A 20,083-nucleotide genomic window follows, 5' to 3' on the forward strand; every position below is an offset into this window, starting at 1 on the left:
TTATATATTTCTAAGTTTCCTTAACTGTAATAATCTTCACCGGACAGGCTTTCGCTGCCAATTCACAACTTTCGACAATAGTATGATTTGGAGATTTTAAAGTATAAAAGCCTTTTGCATTCTGCGAATGAATGAGAACCGATTTCCCGTCTTTCTTAGACATTTGAAAATGCACGGGATCCATTTCAACACAGTAATTACAGCCAATACATTTATCTCTTTGTAAAGTTACGATAACCATTATGCCTCAACAATTTTATATAATTTGTCCGACATTCTGATTCTAAATGGCAGTTTGAAACTGCAGTCATCGCCTTTTGTTGCTTTTTCTCCCGCGACATCATTTACAAACATTTCATCAATAATCATTTCCTGAGCGCCCGTGCTTGGTCCTGTTACCAAGATTTTATCACCGATTTTAATATCATAAGCCTCAATCTTAAACTGCCCAACCTCAGCTTTTGGAAAATAATGGGTGCCTTTACCCACATACACCTTTTTCTGAGTCGCTGCAGATCCCGGAATATCACTCCACTCGCCTAATTCCTGACCCAAATAATATCCCGACCAGAATCCTCGGTTGTAAACCGTTTCTAAAGCTTTCATCCAAACTGCGGTTTTTTCTTTTGAAAAAGTTCCGTTGTAGTACGCGTCGATAGCTTCACGATACGTTTTAGTTACCGTTGCCACATATTCTGGTGCACGGCCACGTCCTTCAATTTTTAAAACTTTAATTCCAGAATCGATAACTTGATCTAAAAAATCCAGTGTACATAAATCTTTTGGTGACATCATGTATTCGTTATCCAATTCGATTTCGAAACCTGTTTCTTGATCGATAACTGTATATTTTTTTCGGCAGTTTTGTTTGCATGCTCCGCGATTTGCAGATGAATTATGCGAATGCAGACTCAAATAACATTTCCCTGAAACCGCCATGCACAAAGCACCATGACCAAAAATTTCGATTTCGACTAAATTTCCATTTGGTCCTTTTATCTGCTCTTTCTCAATTTGGTCTGTGATGTTTTTTACTTGACGCAAACTTAATTCTCGGCTTAAAACCATTGTATCAGCAAATAGACTGTAAAATTTAATGGTTTCAATATTAGTTACATTCAATTGGGTTGAAATATGAACTTCCATTCCAATTGATCTTGCCATTGCAATTACGGCTTGGTCTGATGCAATTACAGCTGTAATGTTTGCTTCTTTGGCTTTTGTCAATAAGGTTTTTACAACTGATAGATCATGATCGTAAATAATAGTGTTTAAAGTCAAATAGCTTCGAACTTTTTTGTCTTCGCATCGATTGGCAATTTCTTTTAAATCATCAATCGTAAAATTCACTGTCGAACGTGCACGCATATTAAGCTGTTCAACTCCAAAATATACTGAATCACAGCCATTATCTAAGGCAGCCTGAAGCGACTCAAAATCTCCCGCTGGAGACATGAGTTCGATTTTGTTTGTAATAGTCATTTTTGATTTATTATTCAAATGACAAAAATAATGTGGGTATAGATTAGATTTCTATGATTTTTATCATAGTCTATATTTTAAAAATTATTTGTGGTAGTCATTCATTGCGTCCTGCGGTTGAAACCGCAGGCTATGTTTTCTTAGCGCATGTTTTTTCAATATAGCCCGTGGTTGAAACCACGGGGAACGTATCGTTGCGGACATTCATTGCGTCCTGAGATTGAAACCGCAGGCTATGTTTTTCTCTAAGAATGTTTTTCAAATATAACCCGTGGTTTCAAACACGGGAAATATGTCGAAGAGCAATCATTTATTTTCCAACCCATACAATTTTACAAACTCATCAAATTCATCTTGAGCATTTTTTTTAAGATGGTGTTGTTTTTGATTTTTAATGTAATTGTAAACAGCATCCAACTGAGATTCACTTACAGAGAAAGCGCCAAAGCCAGTTTGCCAAGCAAATTTTTCAAGGATAAATTCTCCTCTATTCATAAAATGAGAAGAACTTCCTTTTATTTGCTTTACAATGTCTGAGATTGTTTTTTGTGGATTTTGTAAAAATAAAACATGCACATGGTCAGGCATTCCGTTAATAATTCTAACGGGACATCCGAGTTCAGTTAACTCTTGACAAATGAAATCGTATAATGTTTTCTCAATTGAAAAATCAATTAATTCCTTACGATTTTTAGTTGCCCAAATTGCGTGAATCCATAATTTGGTAAAAGAATGTGACATTGTAAATTAGGGTTTTAAAAAACCGCTAATTTACAATTTTATACAACTTATCTGACAAACGAATACGAAATGGAACCTCAAAAGTAACCTTATCACCAATTTTTGCAGACTGAGTTTCTGCTCCGTTAACAATGATTCTATTCAAAACCATTTCCTGATCGCCTGTAGTTGGACCAGAAATTAAGATTTTATCACCGCTGTTTAACTCTTGGTTTTCTATAGTAAATTGTCCAACCTGCGCTTTTACATAATAATGTTCCGCTTTTCCAAGAAGGACTTTCTTAACTTTTATTTTCTGACGGATGTCAGCTTGCTTTTGTGCAGTTGCCAAAGCAGTCTCTGGAAGTTCTCCTGAGTGTTTGAATTTCAGGTTTTCAGATTTACCTTTTCTAAATACTTTATTTCCAACTTGTTTTCCAGTTCTTAAACGAACTTGGTCAACCAAAGGCATATGAATAATTTCTAAACATTCTGTAGAACAGCAGTTTTCCATTGCAGCTTTACATTCATCACACTGAATAAACAATAAATGACAGCCGTCATTTTCGCAGTTTGTGTGATTGTCGCAAGGTTTTCCGCATTGGTGGCATTGCGAAATAATATCATCTGTAATTCTTTCGCCCAGACGATTATCAAATACGAAGTTTTTACCAATGAATTTGCTTTCTAAACCTTCTTCTTTCAATTGTTTAGCGTAATTAATAATTCCGCCTTCCAATTGATAAACGTTTTTAAAACCTTGGTGTTTAAAATAAGCACTTGCTTTTTCACAGCGAATACCTCCAGTACAATACATTACCAGATTTTTATCGTCTTTGTGATCTTTAAGCTGATCATTGATAATCGGTAAACTTTCTCTGAAAGTTTCCACATCTGGAGTAATAGCACCTTTAAAATGTCCGACTTCACTTTCGTAGTGATTTCTAAAATCAACTACAATAGTATTTGGATCATCAAGGATTTCATTGAATTCTTTGGCTTTTAAGTGAACGCCAATATTAGTAACATCAAAAGTTTCATCATTTAAACCGTCGGCAACGATTTTGTGACGCACTTTGATGGTCAATTTTAAAAAGGAATGATCGTCTTGTTCTACGGCAACATTCAATCGTATGCCTTTCATGAAATCATAAGCTTCGAGGGTTTCTCTAAAAGCTTCAAAATTTTCGGCAGGAACACTCATCTGAGCATTAATTCCTTCATGGGCAACGTAAATCCTTCCCAATGCATCTAATGCATTCCAGGCAAGAAATAAATCGTTACGAAATTTTTGTGGATCTTGAATTTTGGCATACGCATAGAAAGACAACGTTAGTCGTTGTTTACCGGCATCATCGATCATGATGGCTCTTTCTTCTGCGCTTAAAGTGTTATACAGTTGCATGCTATAAACATTTTTAAGTTAAGAATAAATTAATTGCGAATCTATAAATGGAATAAATTCGGGCGCAAAGGTAAGTCTTTCTTTTCGATTTTAAAAACAATAAAAACGCTTGATTTTTGGAACCATAGTAAGAAATGTAAGTTCATTATTAAAGCGATTTTATACGCAATAAAGTTGCTTTAACAAAAAACAATCCTTGTTTATCAATTGGTTACAAAAATTCATTAAATTTATGTGGTATAATTTTAACATTTATGATTATGAATGCTTTAAAACTACCAAAACCAATCCTTCCCCTCTTCTTTCTTTTAACCTTATTTACTTCCTGCAAAAAAGAACAGCCCAAAGCACCGCCTCCAATGCAGACTCCTTTTGTTACGGTCAAAAGTGAAGATGTCCCCATTTACAAAGATTTTGCGGGACAGACTTTTGGAGATTTAGACATTGAATTAATCGCAAGAGTGGATGGTATTCTGACCGGCATTCATTTTAAAGAAGGTCAGAGAGTAAAAAAAGGCCAGCTTTTATACACCATCGACCCTTTAGAATATGACACCAAAGTAGATCAGGTCCGCGGACAAGTTGCTGCCGCTCAAAGTAATTTGGTAAATGCTGAAGAAGAATTAAAAAGAATTCGACCTCTTGCAGACATGAACGCTGTAAGTAAGCGCGAACTAGATGCGGCTGTAGCCAAAGACAAAGCCGCTAAATCGAATTTAAACAGCGTGCAGGCCAGCTTAAGAAACCAGCAGATCGAGAGAAGTTACTGTGATATACGATCTCCGATTGATGGCGTAATCGGACTTTCGAACGCTCGACTGGGAGATTATATTACCCGAATAGGAAACGACTCGAAACTAAACACTGTTTCCAAACTAGAAAAAGTCAGAGTTCAGTTTACCGTAAGCGAATCCGATTATTTACGATATCAAAAGCAGGTCAAAGCCGGAGAACGTATTACTGATCTTGCTTTAATACTTTCTGATGGAAGTACCCATTCGGAAAAAGGAAGTCTTAATTTTTCTGACACTAAAATAGATCCTACAACGGGAACTGTAACTATCGAAGCGCAGTTTCCCAATCCAGACGGCACTTTACGATCTGGACAATTTGCAAAAGTTCGTGTTTTAATTCGTACTCAAAAAGATGCCATTGTTGTTCCTCAAAAAGCAGTAACCGAAATTCAGGGACTTTTTCAGGTTTCAATTATAGATAATAAAAATACGATCCAAACCAGAATGGTCGAAGTCGGACAAAAAATTGGTGTCGACTGGATTATTACCAAAGGTTTAAAACCCGACGAAAAGGTCGCTATTATTGGCAATCAGTTTATTCAGCCCGGATCAACTGTTGTTCCAGTTCCTTATGTTGCCGACAAAGATAAAAAGCAGATTGCATCATCTCTAAACAACTAGATTATGGATAATTTCTTTGTACGCAGACCAATCGTTGCTATTGTTCTCTCCATTTTCATTGTTTTAATTGGAGGTCTTTCTGTCCTTTCAACACCTATTGCTCAATATCCTGAAATTGCACCGCCTTTGGTACAAGTTTCAACGAGTTATCGTGGTGCAAATGCCTTAAACGTTGAGCAGGCGGTTGCCACACCGATCGAACAAAAGGTAAACGGAGTTGAAAACATGCTTTACATGCAGTCTACAAATACAGGTGATGGGAGTATGACGTTAAATATTACGTTTGATATGGGAACGGATTTGGATAATGCTACCATGCTGACTCAGAACCGTGTTAATGAAGCAACCAACAAACTTCCAAATGACGTTAAAACAACAGGAGTTACCACGAAAAAGTCGCTCTCAATGCCGATGTTGATTTTGTCCTTGTATTCTCCCAACAAAACCTTCGACGGAAATTTTCTAACAAATTATGCCAATATCAACATTGTAGATGCTTTGGCACGTATTAAAGGAGTTGGAGAAGTTACGCTTTACGGTGGAAGTAATTATGCCATGCGAATTTGGGTCAAGCCCGATATTATGGCCAAATATAATTTGACGGTTCCCGATATTATACGATCCATCCAGGATCAAAATGCCATTGCGCCCGGAGGAAAATTTGGTGCTCCGCCGGCAACCGAGAATAACGAGTTTACTTATAACGTAATGCTGAAAGACCGCTTGGTCAATCCTGAAGACTTTGAAAATATCATTTTAAAATCAAACATTAACAATCAGCAGGTTCGTTTAAAAGATATTGGAACGGTAACTTTAGGAACAGAAAGCTATGCTTCAATTGCCAAATTAAACGGAAATCCTGCAGGAACTATCGGAATCAAACAAATGCCGGGTTCAAATGCTCTCGAAGTGGCTGAAAATGTAAAAAACACAATCGAAAGACTAAGCAAAAGATTTCCTCAGGATTTGAAATATCGTGTTTCATTAGACACCACTTTAGCCATTTCAGAAGGAATTAACGAAATCATGCACACTTTAGTCGAAGCCATTATTCTGGTAATTATCGTGGTTTTTATCTTTCTTCAAAACTGGCGTGCAACTTTAATTCCGCTTTTAACCGTTCCTGTTTCGTTGATTGGGGTTTTTATGCTTTTTCCAATACTTGGATTTTCCATAAATGTACTTTCGCTTTTAGGATTAGTATTGGCTATCGGAATTGTCGTCGATGATGCCATTGTGGTTGTTGAAGCCGTAATGCATCATATCGAACACGGAATGTCTCCGCGAGAAGCCACTAATCAGGCGATGAAAGAAGTTTCCGGCCCTGTAATTGCAATCGCAATTGTATTGACCGCCGTTTTTATTCCCGTAGCTTTAACACCCGGAATTACAGGAAGATTATATCAGCAGTTTGCTATTACGATTGCCATATCTGTGATTTTCTCAGCTTTAAGTGCTTTAACTTTAAGTCCGGCTTTATGTTCTCTTTTATTAAAACCGAATCAAGAAGCAAAAGGCTGGCTCGGAAAATTCTTTGCTTGGTTCAATGATAAATTCGGGAAATTCACTAATAAATACACTGGTTTTTCTGGTTTTCTAATTAAAAAAACGGCACGAAGTTTAATCTTCATCGGAATTATCGTTGGAGCGATTATTCTGTTGGGAGGAAAAATTCCAGGCGGTTTTGTACCCGAAGAAGATCAGGGATATATGTTTGTAAACATTGAACTTCCCGGTGCTTCTTCTTTAGAAAGGACTGGAAAAGTAATTCAAAAAGTAGAGCATATTCTTTCAAAAAATCAAGGTGTTGAATATTATACTTCAGTGGCTGGATTTAGTTTAATCAAAAACTCGGTGGCTACCAACAACGGATTTTTCTTTGTTGCTTTAAAAGAATGGAAAGAACGGGAACAAGACGTTTTCCAAATTTTAAAAGAAGTCAATGGAAAAGTAGTTTTCGGAATTCCCGAAGCAACCGTTTTTGCATTTGGTCCTCCGCCAATTACCGGAATTGGAAATGCGGCCGGATTCTCGATGATGCTTCAGGATCGAGAAGGAAATACACCACAGTATCTTTTTGCAAATGCACAGCAATTTATGGCGGAAGCCAAAAAGAGGCCTGAAATCGGAACGATTCGAACGACTTTTAATCCGAATGTGCCGCAGATTAGCCTAGACATCGATAGAGAAAAAGTAACAGAACTCAATCTTTCTTTATCGGATGTGAATATTGCCATTGGTGCCAGTTTAGGTGGACAATATATTAATGAATTCAACAAATTTGGACGTCAGTACATCGTACTGCTTCAGGCAGATCCAAGTTATACGGTAAATCCCGAGGACATTAATAAGATATTTGTTCGGAGCAAAGACAATAAAATGATTCCGATTTCGAGTATTGCCACAATCCGAAAAATAAGCGGTCCCGAATTTACCACTCGTTTCAATTTGTATCGAGCTGCAGAAATCGGCGGAACACCTGCTCCCGGATTTACTTCGGCGCAAGCCATGACTGCTTTACAGGAAACGGCAAGTAAAGTACTTCCTGCAGGAATGGGTTACGAATGGGCAAACATGAGTTATCAGGAAAAACAAGCCGAAGGAAAAGGAAATACCGTTTTTATCATGGCGCTGCTTTTCGTGTTTTTAATTCTCGCCGCCCAATACGAAAGCTGGAAACTGCCTTTCAGTGTTTTACTCGGAACACCTTTTGCAGTTTTTGGTGCATTTCTAGGATTATACATCTGCCGATTACTCAGCCCGGATTATGTAAATAATGTTTTTGCTCAAATTGGTTTGGTGATGTTGATTGGACTTGCTGCCAAAAATGCCATTCTAATTGTAGAATTTGCAAAAGAAGAATATGAAAAAGGAATGCCTGCAAAAGATGCCGCTTTATATGCTGCAAAACTGCGTTTCCGACCTATTTTAATGACGGCTTTTGCTTTCATTTTGGGAGTTGTTCCGCTATTGACAGCAACCGGTGCAGGAGCCCAGGCCAGAAAAGTTATGGGAATGACTGTTTTTAGCGGGATGCTTGTCGCCACTATTTTGGGAGTTTGTCTGATTCCCGTATTGTTTGTATTTATTGAAACCTTCGGAAAGAAAAAAACCGATGAAACCGATGAACCTAAAAAGGACGAACAATGAAAACTCTAAAAATACTTCTAGCAATATTTTTGACAGCTGTTTTCCCTTACGGATGTATGGTTGGACCAAAATATGTCAAACCAGAACAGCTTCAAACAGATTCTTTCCGTTACAGCAATCAGCCTGCTGATAGCACAAAATCGGTTACGACTATAAAATGGTCAACGATTTTTAATGATGATGTTTTAATTGGTTTGATTGAAAAAGGAATCCAGAATAATTACGATCTTAAAATTGCCGTTGCGCGATTAGAACAAGTACAAGCCAATCTCGGAATGGCAAAAGCCGATTTATTTCCTGCTTTTCAATATTCTGGCCAGGTTAATAGTGCCGAAACTTTCATGCAGCCATCGTCTGTATTTGCCAATATGTCTTGGGAACTTGATTTTTGGGGAAAATACCGTCATCAAACTAAAGCTTTGCAAAATGAACTTTTAGCTTCTGATGAAGCCCGAAAAGTAGTGCTGTCTAATATTGTTAGTACAATTGCGACTTCTTATTTTGAATTGAGGGATTTTGATAATCAGCTTGAAATTACCATTCATACTTTAGAAACCAGACAAAAAGCTTATGATATTATCAACGAACGTTTTATAAGCGGTTATGTTGCGGAATTGGATAAAGTGCAGATCGAACAGCAGGTTGCCATTGCCGAAGCAAATATTCCGCTAATTAAAAGACAGATTACAGCTTTAGAAAATTCAATTTCAATTCTGGTTGGACAAGTTCCACAACCTATTCCAAGAGGAAAAACCAACAGTGAATTATTGATTTTAACAGAGTTCCCAACTTCTGTACCATCTGCATTACTGGGAAACAGGCCCGATGTAAAACGTCAGGAGTATTTGTATAAAGCCGCTTTTGAAAGAATTGGTGTTGCACAGGCATTACGATATCCGTCTTTCAACATTGGAGCGCTTGCTGGTTTTGCGAGTATTACAGTTGGAGATTTATTTAACGACGGTTCTTATACACAAAATGTGGGCGCTGGAGTTGCGGGTCCGATCTTCAACTTCGGAAAAAACAAACGACGCGTTGAAATGAACCGACAAATTGCAGAAGAAGCGAAATTCAATTTCCAAAAAACCTATTTAACCGCTATTTCTGAGGTCGAAAACTCGCTTCAAAATGTGGCGATGTTTAAAGAAGAATGGACTGCCAGAAACCGACAAGTCGTAGCTGCTCAAAAAAACTACGATCTTTCAAATGCCAGATATTACAACGGTTATGTTTCGTACTTAGAAGTTCTCGATGCTCAAAGATCTTTGTTTGAAGCACAGTTGAGTCTTTCGCAGTTAACTCAAAAACAATTAAGTTCTATGGTTCAGCTGTATAAAGCACTTGGCGGAGGATGGAGCTTTTAATTTTTGAGGTTCTAAGATGCTGAGATACTAAGATTCTAAGATTTCTACTTTTTTTCTAATAAAGCTCAGCGTTTCTTTTTTCACATAATGCCATCATTCCGTAGGAATGTTTCGTAGTAGTAGAAAAAAAATAGCAATCAACCAAATTTTACGTTCCTACGGAACGTAAATAACAACAATACATTTTTTTCTACCGACGAGATGTTCCTACGGAACATATAAAAAACAAAAAAAGGTATATTTCAAAATTGAAACAGACCTTTTTTTAAATTTTTCACCTCCGCACCTTCGACACATTGAATCTAAAAAACTTAGAATCTTAGCATCTCAGAACCTTAGCATCTTCAAAAAAATTAACAAAACTCGTTAAACGCATCTTGCAAATTCTCAGCGATTAATTCAGCCGGACGTCCTTCGATATGGTGACGCTCTAACATGTGAACCAATTCTCCGTTTTTGAACAAAGCCATAGATGGTGATGATGGAGGAAAAGGAAACATGTGTTGTCTTGCAGCATCAACCGCTTCTTTGTCAACACCAGCGAAAACCGTAATAAGGTGATCTGGTTTTTTAGCGCCTTCTAAACTCATTTTTGCTCCCGGACGTGCATTTCTAGCAGCACAACCGCAAACAGAGTTTACAACAACTAAAGTGGTACCTTCAGCTTTGATAGCATTCTCAACAGCCTCAGCACTATGTAAATCTTGAAAACCTGCAGCTGTTAATTCAGCTTCCATTGGTTTTACCATGTCTAGTGGATACATATTCTTGTCTTTTAAATTTTACTTTTGAACTGCAAAGTTACGAAGTTTACTCGCAACTAGTTAATTTGAAGTATAAAGTTTTGTTATAGTTCAATATTAAAATTTAAATCAAAGAAAATTATTACTCACAAACAATCTAAAGTGTTTCCTCTTTTATTTTCTTATGAGGAAATTCATAATTGTACTGCTTCAAATGACTTTTTGTACCTTTTGCCCTATGCCTGGTTGTTAAAACGGTAGATTTATACTGTTCAGAAATATCAATTGTTGAAATGTAATTGGCAAAAAACTTTTTAAGTATTTGTATCTTATCTACTTCTATAGAGTAGATTGTTTTTTTCCCTTCATTTTTTATATTTACCAGATTTGCTTTTTTTAGTTCCAGCAGATGTTTAGAAATTGTTGATTGTGCTAATGGTAGTAGTTCGACAATTTCTCCACAAGTTCTATGGTCTTTTCTCCATAAAAGAGTCATAATATGAATTCTAGTCGAATGCCCAAGTGCTTTACAAATTTTACCAATTACTTCTGTTTCTTTATCAAATTTTATTTTTTTACGATTTCCCATTAATTCATTATCGTTAATAACCGATTATATAAGGCAAATCTAAATGCTACATATGTTTATTACCGCCCCAAAAAGTTATTAAAACCAAAAAATAAGACATTTTTTAACCCGTTACTTAATTAGAATCTAAAAAAATAAAAATTATTTTAAAATCACCCGAAACAATGCTTTAATAAAAGGCAGCTTAGGACATTTTAAAATTACTTTAAGATCTTCAGTCAGGCTTGTTTCTTCATCAAGAAATTTAAAGATCAAAGCAGGATTTCCTTTTCTGAATAAAGATGAAAAAACAGTACTTCCCAATTCATTATGACGATAAAGGATATCTAAAAGAAGTAAATCATAAAACCAGAATCGGTTTTTTTTGTGAAATGCTTTCATACCGAGCGGAGTTGAAGCATAATTTTGAAGAAATTCCACTAATTCCGATGATTTTTTATCCGAGTTTTTAAATGTATAACCCGTACTGGCTTTTGTCCATCCGCCCGCTGTGCCAATATTTAAAACCCGTTTGGTATTCTTTTTCCAAAAAGGGTAACAGGTCATGGGAATACTTCCCTGCTCCTTCTCTATAATTTCAAATTCATTAATTCCAAGTTTTTTCAAATACAGTTGAATCTCCTTTTCATATTCTTCTGACGCAAGCAGTTTCTCTGAAAACAGCGTATATTCAACCAACGCTTCGGTTTTCGAAACTGGCAAAACATACATAAATCGTGTATTCCCTTTCTGCTCCACCGAAAAATCCATGAAAGTTACCTCATCGGGATTAAAAACTTCTAATTCTGATTTTACAAACCAGCCCGTAAAATGCTGCTGCAAAACAGGATATTTCGTTTGACTTTCGGCGAAAGCCTTGGTATATATGCTGTTGAATAAATAATCACAGGTATATCGATTTTCTTCAGTTCCAACAAAAACATGCGTTTCGAGTTCGTTGATATCCGTTACTTTTTCATTTAAAAAAGTAATATTCGATTGATTTGAAATGGCTTCGAAAACAAAATTATAAAAATCTAATCCGCTGATTTTATTATATGTGTAAGGCTTCAAATCCAAATTGCGTTTAAATTTTTCATTGGCAAACAAAGCCAAATCCCATTTTTTTGAAACAACCGGATTCCATACCCTTTCTGTTTTTTCCCAAAAACACCAGGTTCTGTCATTTGTTTTCTTCAAATCCTGATCCAGCAGCAGAATAGTTTTATCTGTGAATTTTCCAGATAAAACCATTTTATAAATGGTCATTAAAGATGCAAGACCTGTTCCGGTAAAAATGTAATTGAAGTGTTTAATTTGCGAAGAGTTCATTCTCAAAAATAAGAAAAATTTATTCTTGTAGTTTTTCTAAAAGTACTTTAAAATCTTTAGACGATAAATAGTTTGAATATTGAAAAACAATCTCATTCTTCTCATTCAAAACACACAAAACCGGATATGCAATTTGATTGTTCTGAGTGCCCAATTCCAAAGCCAGTTCATGAATACCAACATTATTTCCAGAAGGCTGATATTTAAAAGTTTGATTATTAAATGTAATATCCCGTTTTTCTTCGGCATTGAAATCAATGAAATAGAAATCAGAGTTTAATTTTTCGATGATTTCTTTGTTTTTAAAAGTCGCTGCTTTCATTCTTTGGCAAAACTGGCACCAATTGGTATGAATGAAAACAATGATTTTTCGTTTTTGAATTTGTTGCAAGCTATCTATTTCTTCAAAAGTTCTGCTTTTTAATTGGCAAAATCCTGTTGAAGTTATTCCGAAGAAGAAAATAAATAGAAATAGCTTTTTCATTTTTTTGTTTTTTTAGCCATAGATTAAAATGATTAGAAAGGATTTTATTCCCTAAGCTTTTTAATTATTTTTTTGTCCCCTTAGCGAAGTCGAAGGGCGTTCCAATTAGACGTGGGCTTCGACTTCGCTCAGCCTGACAAAAAGTATAATCCTCTTAATCTGTGGCCTATAAATTTACCTAAAAGTATATCGTAATCCCAAAAATCCGCGAATAGTTTGGTTCTGTCCATAAACATACGTCGTATCAAATGTCAAACCGTATGGATTATCTGGCGTTACTAATACTTTTCCTGCCGAATCATATTGAACATTTTTATCAAATGGATCATTTGTTCTCGAAATCAAAAACGGATTATTTTGTTTTGGTGTAAAGTTCAACAGGTTTTTAATTCCTCCATAAACTTCAAAATCTTTCCATCCTGAATATGTAAACTGAATGTTCTGAATGCTATACCAAGGCGAATTTGGACTTCTTGGGTCGGTTTCGCTCAACAAAGGCAATTTCATGGGACTGTAAACATTTCCAGTATAATCCATTGATAAATTCCAAGGTTGAATTTTATATGAAATGCTCCAAGTTCCTGTAAAATTCTCAGTCAAATAAGGTCTTTCTGAAATTCCGTTTTCGACATTTTTATTATCTAGAACTGTTGCTCCCACAATAAATTTTAATCCCGATGGAAAATTAAGATCAATATTCGTGCTGATTCCCTGACTTAAAGCGTAACCGTCAATATTGTTGTAAATGATTTCATTTGGATTTGTTTCATAATCTGAAATAATCTTATTGCTGAATCTGGTATAAAAAGCTGTTGTTTCAATTCCCATAAATGTTCCATTTCCAAAGTTGATTTTCTGAATATAATTCAAATTCACGTTTACTGATTTCTCTGGTTTCAAGTCATTTTTAATTACAACATCTCTCGAACCGGTTAAAGCGGCATGATCTTCAGTAAATAGATTCACAACCCGAAATCCTGTTCCTGCATTTAATCTAAAAATTGTGTTTTCGTTTGCTTTAAATCGATAAGCAAATCTTGGTGTAAATATCGAACCGTGAATCGAGTTATAATCGTATCTGGCTCCCAGCAAAACCTGACTTTTGGGAGAAAATGTAATTTCGTCCTGAACAAAAATTCCTGGAAGCCATGTGTTTTCAGCATCTTTAGTTGCGGGTGTATTATCGTCATAATATGTATATCGGCTTGCAATTCCCGCCAGCAGATCGTTTCGTCCAACTTTTTTATCCCACGTTAATTGCACAAATCCAATTTTCTGATTGGCAATATATGATGTCGTTCCGTATCGGCTGTCCTGATAATGAACATTTCCAGAGAACGAAAACATTAGTTTTTCTTCAAAAGGTAATTGGTAGCTTCCAATTAATTCGGCTCTTTTGGTATAAATACTTTCACCGTAGATTTCGTCACCGCCCCGGTATTTCTTTTCCCAGCGAATGTCTCCTCCCCATCGGTCTTCGTACATACCGCGCGCTGCAATGGTAAAAAGGCGATTATGGTTTCGCTTAAAACTCCATTTATTAAAAATCGAAATTCGTTCAGAAAGCGTGACATCAGTAAAATTATCTTTGTCTTTATCGATAACCTGATCGTAGTTAAAATAATTAATTCCGATAAGTGAAACTGCTTTTTTACCTGCATTAAACTTCATTCCCAAATCGAGATTACTTTCAAAATAAGAAGTCGTAAAATAATCTGCAGAAAAAGCTGGCGCATTAATTGGATTTTTAGTAATAATATTAATCAAACCGCCAACTGCCTCACTTCCGTAAAGAGACGAAGCGGGACCTTTTACAATTTCAATTCTTTCAACCAATGAATTTGGAATTCCAGACAAACCGTAAACCGTCGAAAGACTGCTTACAATTGGCATTCCGTCGATCATTACCAAAGTATATGGACCTTCTAATCCGTTTATATGAATATCTCCCGTATTACAGACACCGCAATTCAATTGCGGACGAACGCCATTTATGTTCTGGAGCGCATCATAAATACTTGGAGTTGGATTTTTCTTGAAAAAAGCCGGAGAATACACCTCAACAGGAACAGCACTTTCTAATCGTTTTACAGGTTTCAAAGTTCCCGAAACTACAACTTCGTTCAATTCGTTTTGATCTTCTTCTAATTCAAAATCTAAATTCAAATCCTGATTTTCTAAAAGGGATATTTTTTGAACTATAGGTTTGAATCCTGTAGAGGTCACTTGTATTTTATAGGTTCCTTTTGGAATATTTAGAAACTGATAAATTCCTAAAGAATCGGTTTTTGTTTTAAAGTTTGTATTCAACAAACTAATATTAATCCCCTCCACAACAGGACTATTTGTGATTATTTTTCCTGATATATTTTGAGAATATATACATTTAGATGTTATTATCAATATTGTCAAAAATAAATATTTCATTGTTTTAAAATTAATTTTAGACAAAACTAAAAATTAAATTTGATATACACTTATTCCGAAACATGTTTTTTAAAACATTTCATTTTCAATCCGTTAAAAAATGTTGTGCAAATTTGAATAGCGTCCAGCAAAAGTTAAGGCTGTGCAATTCTTTCAATAAAACCCGACAGGTTTTAAAAACCTGTGGGGTTTAAAGCTCAAAAATCTTCGTCGATTAGTTCTTTGTTAATTACCGCTCCAGCGAAAGAACCGGTAGAAACGGCAATAGCAACAGATCGCATTGGTGTTGTACAATCTCCACTTGCAAAAATTCCAGAGATATTGGTCTTTTGCATTGCATCAACTTTTAATAGGCCTTGTTCATTAAGATCGCAGCCTAAAGCTTCAGGAATTGCGCAATGCTGTTCAAAGGGCGGTCTGGCATAAATAGCCTTTACTTCAACTTTATCCTGATTTTTGAAAACAATATTTTGAACATAACCTTCTTGATTTTCAAAAGATTCAATTTGTTCTTCAAAAATCTGAACGTCATGATTGTTAAGAATCTGTGTTTGTTCAGGAGTTAGTTCTGATTTTCCATTGGTACATAAGCGGAGATCTTTTGTCCAGTTCGAAATCAATTTGGCATATTCAAACCCCATTTCACCATTGGCAATAATCGCCGTTTTTTCATTTTTAACTTCATAACCATGACAATACGGACAATGTAATACTGAAATTCCCCAACATTCTGCAAAACCATTAATTTCCGGAAGCAAATCTTTAACTCCAGTCGCAAATAATACTTTTCTCGAAGTAAAAACATCACCTGACCTGGTTGTAATTTTGAAACCTTTCTCTGTTTTAAATGCCTTTACTGCAAGTCCGTTAAAAAATTGAACTGTTTTATAAATGTCTACCTGTAATTTGGCTTTCGCCGAAATAACAGCAGGCTTTTCACCGTCTTGTGTAATAAAATTATGAGAATGCGGCGTCTGCTTGTTACAAGGCAGACCACTGTCGATAACTAAAACCTTACGCAAAGAACGTCCTAAACTCATAGCAGCAGATAATCCGCTGTAACTTCCGCCAATTATAATAACGTCAAAATGATTTCGTTTCATAACTAATACTTTTAATGATTTTGTTTTCTGTGAAGTTTGTAATTAATCAAATGCCCTGTAATCATTCCAATTCCTCCAAAATATATTAAATCCAGATGTATCTCTAAGAAAATATCTGTCAAAATACTAATCCAGATTAGACACATTGAAACAATCAAAATTGAAGAAACCAAAAGATTTGATTTTTTCGTAATTTTGAGAATTGCAAATAAGCCTATCGAAGCAAATACTAAATCGATAATTGGATTATGACTTATGCCCAATGGAAGGATGGTTAAAATTGGAAAAATCAAACAATGGATCAAACAAATTGAGGCGCTTGAAATTCCTAAAATATCGTAAAAGGATGAGGTAGTTTTCTTCATTTCTTGTACATTTGCTTAATGCAATTTTGTTGCAAATATACACAATAAATTCAAATGCAACAAAGTTGCGTTAATTTTTTAATACAAAAAACAAAATGAAAGCCACGCGTAACACTACAGCAAAGACGGCCGTTTTAGAGGTTTTTGAGAAATCTAAAACCGCACTGTCTCACACCGAAATTCAAAAACAATTGAACGATGTCTGCGACCGCGTCACAATTTATAGAATATTGGATCGTTTGGTAAATGAAGATGTAATTCATAAAATCTCCAATTTAGACGGAACAGTAAAATATGCAAAATGCAATCATTCGCATCAGCGAGTGCACATTCACAACCATGCACATTTCAGCTGTGAAAACTGCCATGAAATTACCTGTCTGGAAACTGTAAAACCAAGCTATATTATGCCGCACAATTATAAAGTAAACGAAATTAACTTTACACTTTCAGGATTGTGCCCAAAATGTTTAAATTCTAACATTTAACTTTTAGACTCGTCTAAAAATATTGTTCAGCGAATGTAATTTTTACATATATTTGTTAAAACAATACTTTTACAATGACTAAATCTTTAGAAGAAGTAAACCAATCGGTCGCTACAGAACATAAAAAAACAGGATTCAGGAAAATATTAGCCTTTTTAGGCCCGGCATATTTAGTCAGCGTTGGATATATGGATCCCGGAAACTGGGCAACAGATATTGCAGGCGGAAGCCAGTTTGGCTATACCCTTGTTTGGGTTTTACTTATGAGTAACTTAATGGCGCTGCTTTTGCAGAGTTTAAGTGCACGTCTTGGAATTGTTACACAGCGTGACCTTGCGCAAGCTTCAAGAGAGACTTATTCAAAATACATTAACTACATTTTATATTTTCTGGCAGAGATAGCTATTGCCGCCTGCGATTTGGCAGAAGTTCTGGGAATGGCAATTGGAATCAATCTTTTATTTGGAATTCCGCTTCTTGAAGGTGTTTTAATTACTGTTCTGGATACTTTCCTTCTTTTATTTTTGATTAATAAAGGAATTCGAAAAATGGAAGCGTTTATAATTGCTTTGGTTGCAATTATTGGGTTTTCATTCATTTTTGAAATGATTTTTGCTGAACCTGAAATTCACAAGATCATCGGCGGACTTGTGCCTTCTATTCCAAATTCGGCTGCTTTATATATTGCAATCGGAATTATTGGTGCAACGGTAATGCCTCATAATCTTTATCTGCATTCTTCTTTGGTGCAAACCAGAAAATTTGACCGAACCCCTGCCGGAATCAAACAAGCTTTGAAATACAATCTTATTGACTCAACAATTGCTCTTAATCTTGCATTTTTTGTAAATGCTGCGATATTGATTCTGGCTGCCGCTACTTTTCATAAAAATGGAATGTTTGAAGTAGCCGAAATTCAGGATGCGCATCAGTTCTTAGAACCTTTACTGGGAACTAAATGGGCACCGATTTTATTTGCCGTTGCTTTAATTGCTGCTGGGCAAAGCTCAACAGTTACAGGAACTTTGGCAGGGCAAATTGTAATGGAAGGTTATCTTCATTTTAGAATTCAGCCATGGGTCCGCAGAATAATTACACGTTTAATTGCTATTGTTCCGGCCTTAATTGTGATTTACATTTATGGTGAAGATATAACGGGGAAATTATTAATCTTAAGTCAGGTAATTTTGAGCCTTCAATTGGGATTTGCCATTATTCCGCTGATTCACTTTGTGAGCGACAAATCGAAAATGAATGGTTTTCATATTTCTAAAACTACTCAGGTGGTATCGTGGATTATTGCTTCAATCATTGTTTCATTGAATGCAAAATTAGTTTATGACGAAATCACTTCATGGCTCGAAACTTCTAACAATCCGGCCTTGTTATGGCTTACTGTTGTTCCGCTGGCTTTTGGATTTTCGGCATTATTGCTGTATATTATTTTTAAACCGTTTATTGCTAAATTCAAAGCAAAAACGATCAATCATTCTCCGCATAACCTGAAACTTCATTTTTCTCAAAAGAAAACTCAGGAAGTTAAAAACATTGCAATTTCTGTGGATTTTTCTCATGCCGATGAAGCGGCACTTAACCATGCGTTCGAATTGGGCGGAATGGATGCAAAATATACATTAATTCACATTGTTGAAACAGTAGGTGCTTTAGTGTATGGCACTCATGTTCATGATCATGAAACAACCATCGACGAAAAATTATTATTAGGATACAAAGAAATGCTTTCAGAAAAAGGATTCAATATTGAAACTGAGCTTGGTTTTGGAAAACCAGCTAAGATAATTCCGGAAATCATAAACAATGGACTTTTCGATATTCTGATAATGGGAACCCACGGCCACACTGGATTAAAAGATATTCTTTTCGGTACAACAGTAGACAAATTGAGACATAAAATTTCTATACCTTTGTTGATTGTTAAATAAAGGTGCGAAGATACTAAGCTGCTAAGATTCTAAGGTTTTTATTAAAAATCCTAAAAAGAAAACTTAGAAGCTTAGAAGCTCAGAACCTTAGAAGCTTAAAAAAATGACCTTTTCAGAAGAAAACTACTTAAAATCGATATATCATCTTACGGCTTCGTTAGAAACTGAAGTAAGCACTAATGCTATTGCTGAAATGATGGAAACGAAAGCTTCCTCTGTAACGGATATGCTGAAAAAACTCGCGGAAAAGGATTTGGTTAATTATAAAAAGTACCAAGGCGTTTCATTGACAGAAAACGGAAAACTTGCTGCTAAAATGATCGTAAGAAAACATCGTTTATGGGAAGTTTTTCTAGTTGAAAAACTCAATTTCAGCTGGGATGAAGTTCATGATATTGCAGAACAGCTGGAACATATTAAGTCAGAACAGCTGATTAACCGTCTGGATGATTTTCTGGGAAATCCAACTGAAGATCCGCATGGCGATCCAATTCCAGATGCAAACGGCCGAATCATTAAAATAGAAAAACAGCTTTTATCTGAATTAGAAGAAAACCAAACCGGAGTTTGTGTAGGCGTAAAAGATACTTCATCAGAATTTTTGAAATACCTCGATAAACAAGAAATAGCTTTGGGTTCTAGAATCGAGTTTTTATCTAAAGAATCATTCGATTTATCAGTCAAAATTAAAGTTGACGGAAGAGAATTATCTATTTCGAATAAAATTGCTTCTAATTTGTTTGTAAAGCTGGTTTAGAGGGTTATTTTCACAGAGGTGCATAAAGAAGTTTCGCAGAGATACGCTAAGAATTATATGGGTCGAACCTACGGCTCTCTATGTTCCTTATCGACAATTACGACGGATTGAAATCCGTCGCTACAAAATTTAACGAGCCTATGGCTCTTTCCTATTATAATCTGCAAGTCAAAATAATAATATCCAAATACCCAACAGGTTTTAAAAACCTGTTAGGATAAAATATCATGCAAAAAGTTCCGAAGGGACGGAATATATTGTAGTAACGGATTTTAATCCGTTGTTGAAATGTCCGCAAATCAATAGAGTTCCGTAGGAACGGAACATATTAATTACA

General features: G+C 35.6%; 17 protein-coding genes. 6 read left to right on the forward strand and 11 right to left on the reverse strand.

Features of this window, described 5'->3' with window-relative positions:
- Positions 1-10: 10 nt before the first annotated feature.
- From PQ462_RS23490 to trhO, 4 genes are all read right to left on the reverse strand, one after another.
- Complete coding sequence (locus PQ462_RS23490; RefSeq protein ID WP_012022989.1) at positions 11-241, reverse strand: ferredoxin; 231 nt, start codon at positions 239-241, stop codon at positions 11-13.
- A complete protein-coding gene (locus tag PQ462_RS23495; RefSeq protein ID WP_274251819.1) occupies positions 241-1,482 on the reverse strand; it encodes a peptidase U32 family protein in 1,242 nt (413 codons plus the stop codon). Before PQ462_RS23495 ends, PQ462_RS23490 begins: the two co-directional genes overlap by 1 nt.
- A 306-nt stretch (positions 1,483-1,788) precedes the next feature.
- Complete coding sequence (gene tnpA, locus PQ462_RS23500) at positions 1,789-2,223, reverse strand: IS200/IS605 family transposase (protein ID WP_274251820.1); 435 nt, start codon at positions 2,221-2,223, stop codon at positions 1,789-1,791.
- Positions 2,224-2,248: 25 nt separating this feature from the next.
- A complete protein-coding gene (gene trhO / locus PQ462_RS23505; protein WP_274251821.1) occupies positions 2,249-3,607 on the reverse strand; it encodes an oxygen-dependent tRNA uridine(34) hydroxylase TrhO in 1,359 nt (452 codons plus the stop codon).
- Between the two features lie 260 nt (positions 3,608-3,867).
- On the opposite strand from trhO, the gene PQ462_RS23510 reads away from it, so the two are divergent.
- Genes PQ462_RS23510 through PQ462_RS23520 form a run of 3 tightly spaced genes read left to right on the forward strand, consistent with a single transcriptional unit; the run spans position 3,868 to position 9,536 of the window.
- Positions 3,868-5,022 carry an efflux RND transporter periplasmic adaptor subunit gene (locus tag PQ462_RS23510; RefSeq protein WP_274251822.1) on the forward strand — a complete coding sequence of 385 codons (1,155 nt, stop codon included), beginning with the start codon at positions 3,868-3,870 and terminating at the stop codon, positions 5,020-5,022.
- Between the two features lie 3 nt (positions 5,023-5,025).
- Complete coding sequence (locus PQ462_RS23515) at positions 5,026-8,172, forward strand: efflux RND transporter permease subunit (protein WP_274251823.1); 3,147 nt, start codon at positions 5,026-5,028, stop codon at positions 8,170-8,172.
- Entirely contained in the window at positions 8,169-9,536 is a 1,368-nt protein-coding gene (locus PQ462_RS23520) for an efflux transporter outer membrane subunit (protein ID WP_274251824.1), read from the forward strand. Before PQ462_RS23515 ends, PQ462_RS23520 begins: the two co-directional genes overlap by 4 nt.
- Before the next feature lie 353 nt (positions 9,537-9,889).
- Here the strand turns inward: PQ462_RS23520 and PQ462_RS23525 are convergent, their stop codons facing one another.
- From PQ462_RS23525 to PQ462_RS23555, 7 genes are all read right to left on the reverse strand, one after another.
- Entirely contained in the window at positions 9,890-10,300 is a 411-nt protein-coding gene (locus tag PQ462_RS23525) for a BrxA/BrxB family bacilliredoxin (RefSeq protein WP_179003802.1), read from the reverse strand.
- A gap of 136 nt (positions 10,301-10,436) precedes the next feature.
- A complete protein-coding gene (locus tag PQ462_RS23530) occupies positions 10,437-10,868 on the reverse strand; it encodes an ArsR/SmtB family transcription factor (RefSeq protein ID WP_274251825.1) in 432 nt (143 codons plus the stop codon).
- A 141-nt stretch (positions 10,869-11,009) separates the two neighbouring features.
- Entirely contained in the window at positions 11,010-12,179 is a 1,170-nt protein-coding gene (locus PQ462_RS23535; RefSeq protein ID WP_274251826.1) for a lycopene cyclase family protein, read from the reverse strand.
- 19 nt (positions 12,180-12,198) lie between these two features.
- On the reverse strand, positions 12,199-12,663 hold the full coding sequence (locus tag PQ462_RS23540; RefSeq protein WP_274251827.1) for a thioredoxin family protein: 465 nt from the start codon (positions 12,661-12,663) through the stop codon (positions 12,199-12,201).
- 174 nt (positions 12,664-12,837) lie between these two features.
- Positions 12,838-15,090, reverse strand: coding sequence for a TonB-dependent receptor (locus PQ462_RS23545; protein WP_274251828.1), 2,253 nt, complete (start codon positions 15,088-15,090; stop codon positions 12,838-12,840).
- A gap of 197 nt (positions 15,091-15,287) precedes the next feature.
- The gene (locus PQ462_RS23550) at positions 15,288-16,193 is read right to left on the reverse strand and encodes an NAD(P)/FAD-dependent oxidoreductase (RefSeq protein WP_274251829.1); all 906 of its coding nucleotides are present in this window, start codon (positions 16,191-16,193) and stop codon (positions 15,288-15,290) included.
- Positions 16,194-16,204: 11 nt separating this feature from the next.
- Complete coding sequence (locus tag PQ462_RS23555) at positions 16,205-16,558, reverse strand: MerC domain-containing protein (protein WP_274251831.1); 354 nt, start codon at positions 16,556-16,558, stop codon at positions 16,205-16,207.
- Between the two features lie 95 nt (positions 16,559-16,653).
- Here PQ462_RS23555 and PQ462_RS23560 point away from each other — a divergent pair, with 95 nt between their 5' ends.
- The 3 genes from PQ462_RS23560 (at position 16,654) to PQ462_RS23570 (ending at position 19,746) form a co-directional block, all read left to right on the forward strand.
- Positions 16,654-17,046 carry a Fur family transcriptional regulator gene (locus PQ462_RS23560; protein ID WP_012023018.1) on the forward strand — a complete coding sequence of 131 codons (393 nt, stop codon included), beginning with the start codon at positions 16,654-16,656 and terminating at the stop codon, positions 17,044-17,046.
- Between the two features lie 74 nt (positions 17,047-17,120).
- Positions 17,121-18,989: an Nramp family divalent metal transporter gene (locus PQ462_RS23565; protein WP_274251833.1), complete on the forward strand. Its 1,869-nt coding sequence runs from the start codon at positions 17,121-17,123 to the stop codon at positions 18,987-18,989.
- A gap of 103 nt (positions 18,990-19,092) precedes the next feature.
- Positions 19,093-19,746, forward strand: a complete 654-nt coding sequence (locus PQ462_RS23570; RefSeq protein ID WP_274251834.1) for a metal-dependent transcriptional regulator — start codon at positions 19,093-19,095, stop codon at positions 19,744-19,746.
- The last annotated feature ends 337 nt before the right edge of the window (positions 19,747-20,083 follow it).

The organism is Flavobacterium sp. KACC 22758, from assembly GCF_028736135.1.
Lineage (GTDB): Bacteria > Bacteroidota > Bacteroidia > Flavobacteriales > Flavobacteriaceae > Flavobacterium > Flavobacterium johnsoniae.

Excerpts from the sequence above, each read along its gene's own strand:
- PQ462_RS23490 (WP_012022989.1), bottom strand. The coding sequence starts at position 241 with ATGGTTATCGTAACTTTACAAAGAGATAAATGTATTGGCTGTAATTAC.
- PQ462_RS23495 (WP_274251819.1), bottom strand. The coding sequence starts at position 1,482 with ATGACTATTACAAACAAAATCGAACTCATGTCTCCAGCGGGAGATTTT.
- tnpA (WP_274251820.1), bottom strand. The coding sequence starts at position 2,223 with ATGTCACATTCTTTTACCAAATTATGGATTCACGCAATTTGGGCAACT.
- trhO (WP_274251821.1), bottom strand. The coding sequence starts at position 3,607 with ATGCAACTGTATAACACTTTAAGCGCAGAAGAAAGAGCCATCATGATC.
- PQ462_RS23510 (WP_274251822.1), top strand. The coding sequence starts at position 3,868 with ATGAATGCTTTAAAACTACCAAAACCAATCCTTCCCCTCTTCTTTCTT.
- PQ462_RS23515 (WP_274251823.1), top strand. The coding sequence starts at position 5,026 with ATGGATAATTTCTTTGTACGCAGACCAATCGTTGCTATTGTTCTCTCC.
- PQ462_RS23520 (WP_274251824.1), top strand. The coding sequence starts at position 8,169 with ATGAAAACTCTAAAAATACTTCTAGCAATATTTTTGACAGCTGTTTTC.
- PQ462_RS23525 (WP_179003802.1), bottom strand. The coding sequence starts at position 10,300 with ATGTATCCACTAGACATGGTAAAACCAATGGAAGCTGAATTAACAGCT.
- PQ462_RS23530 (WP_274251825.1), bottom strand. The coding sequence starts at position 10,868 with ATGGGAAATCGTAAAAAAATAAAATTTGATAAAGAAACAGAAGTAATT.
- PQ462_RS23535 (WP_274251826.1), bottom strand. The coding sequence starts at position 12,179 with ATGAACTCTTCGCAAATTAAACACTTCAATTACATTTTTACCGGAACA.
- PQ462_RS23540 (WP_274251827.1), bottom strand. The coding sequence starts at position 12,663 with ATGAAAAAGCTATTTCTATTTATTTTCTTCTTCGGAATAACTTCAACA.
- PQ462_RS23545 (WP_274251828.1), bottom strand. The coding sequence starts at position 15,090 with ATGAAATATTTATTTTTGACAATATTGATAATAACATCTAAATGTATA.
- PQ462_RS23550 (WP_274251829.1), bottom strand. The coding sequence starts at position 16,193 with ATGAAACGAAATCATTTTGACGTTATTATAATTGGCGGAAGTTACAGC.
- PQ462_RS23555 (WP_274251831.1), bottom strand. The coding sequence starts at position 16,558 with ATGAAGAAAACTACCTCATCCTTTTACGATATTTTAGGAATTTCAAGC.
- PQ462_RS23560 (WP_012023018.1), top strand. The coding sequence starts at position 16,654 with ATGAAAGCCACGCGTAACACTACAGCAAAGACGGCCGTTTTAGAGGTT.
- PQ462_RS23565 (WP_274251833.1), top strand. The coding sequence starts at position 17,121 with ATGACTAAATCTTTAGAAGAAGTAAACCAATCGGTCGCTACAGAACAT.
- PQ462_RS23570 (WP_274251834.1), top strand. The coding sequence starts at position 19,093 with ATGACCTTTTCAGAAGAAAACTACTTAAAATCGATATATCATCTTACG.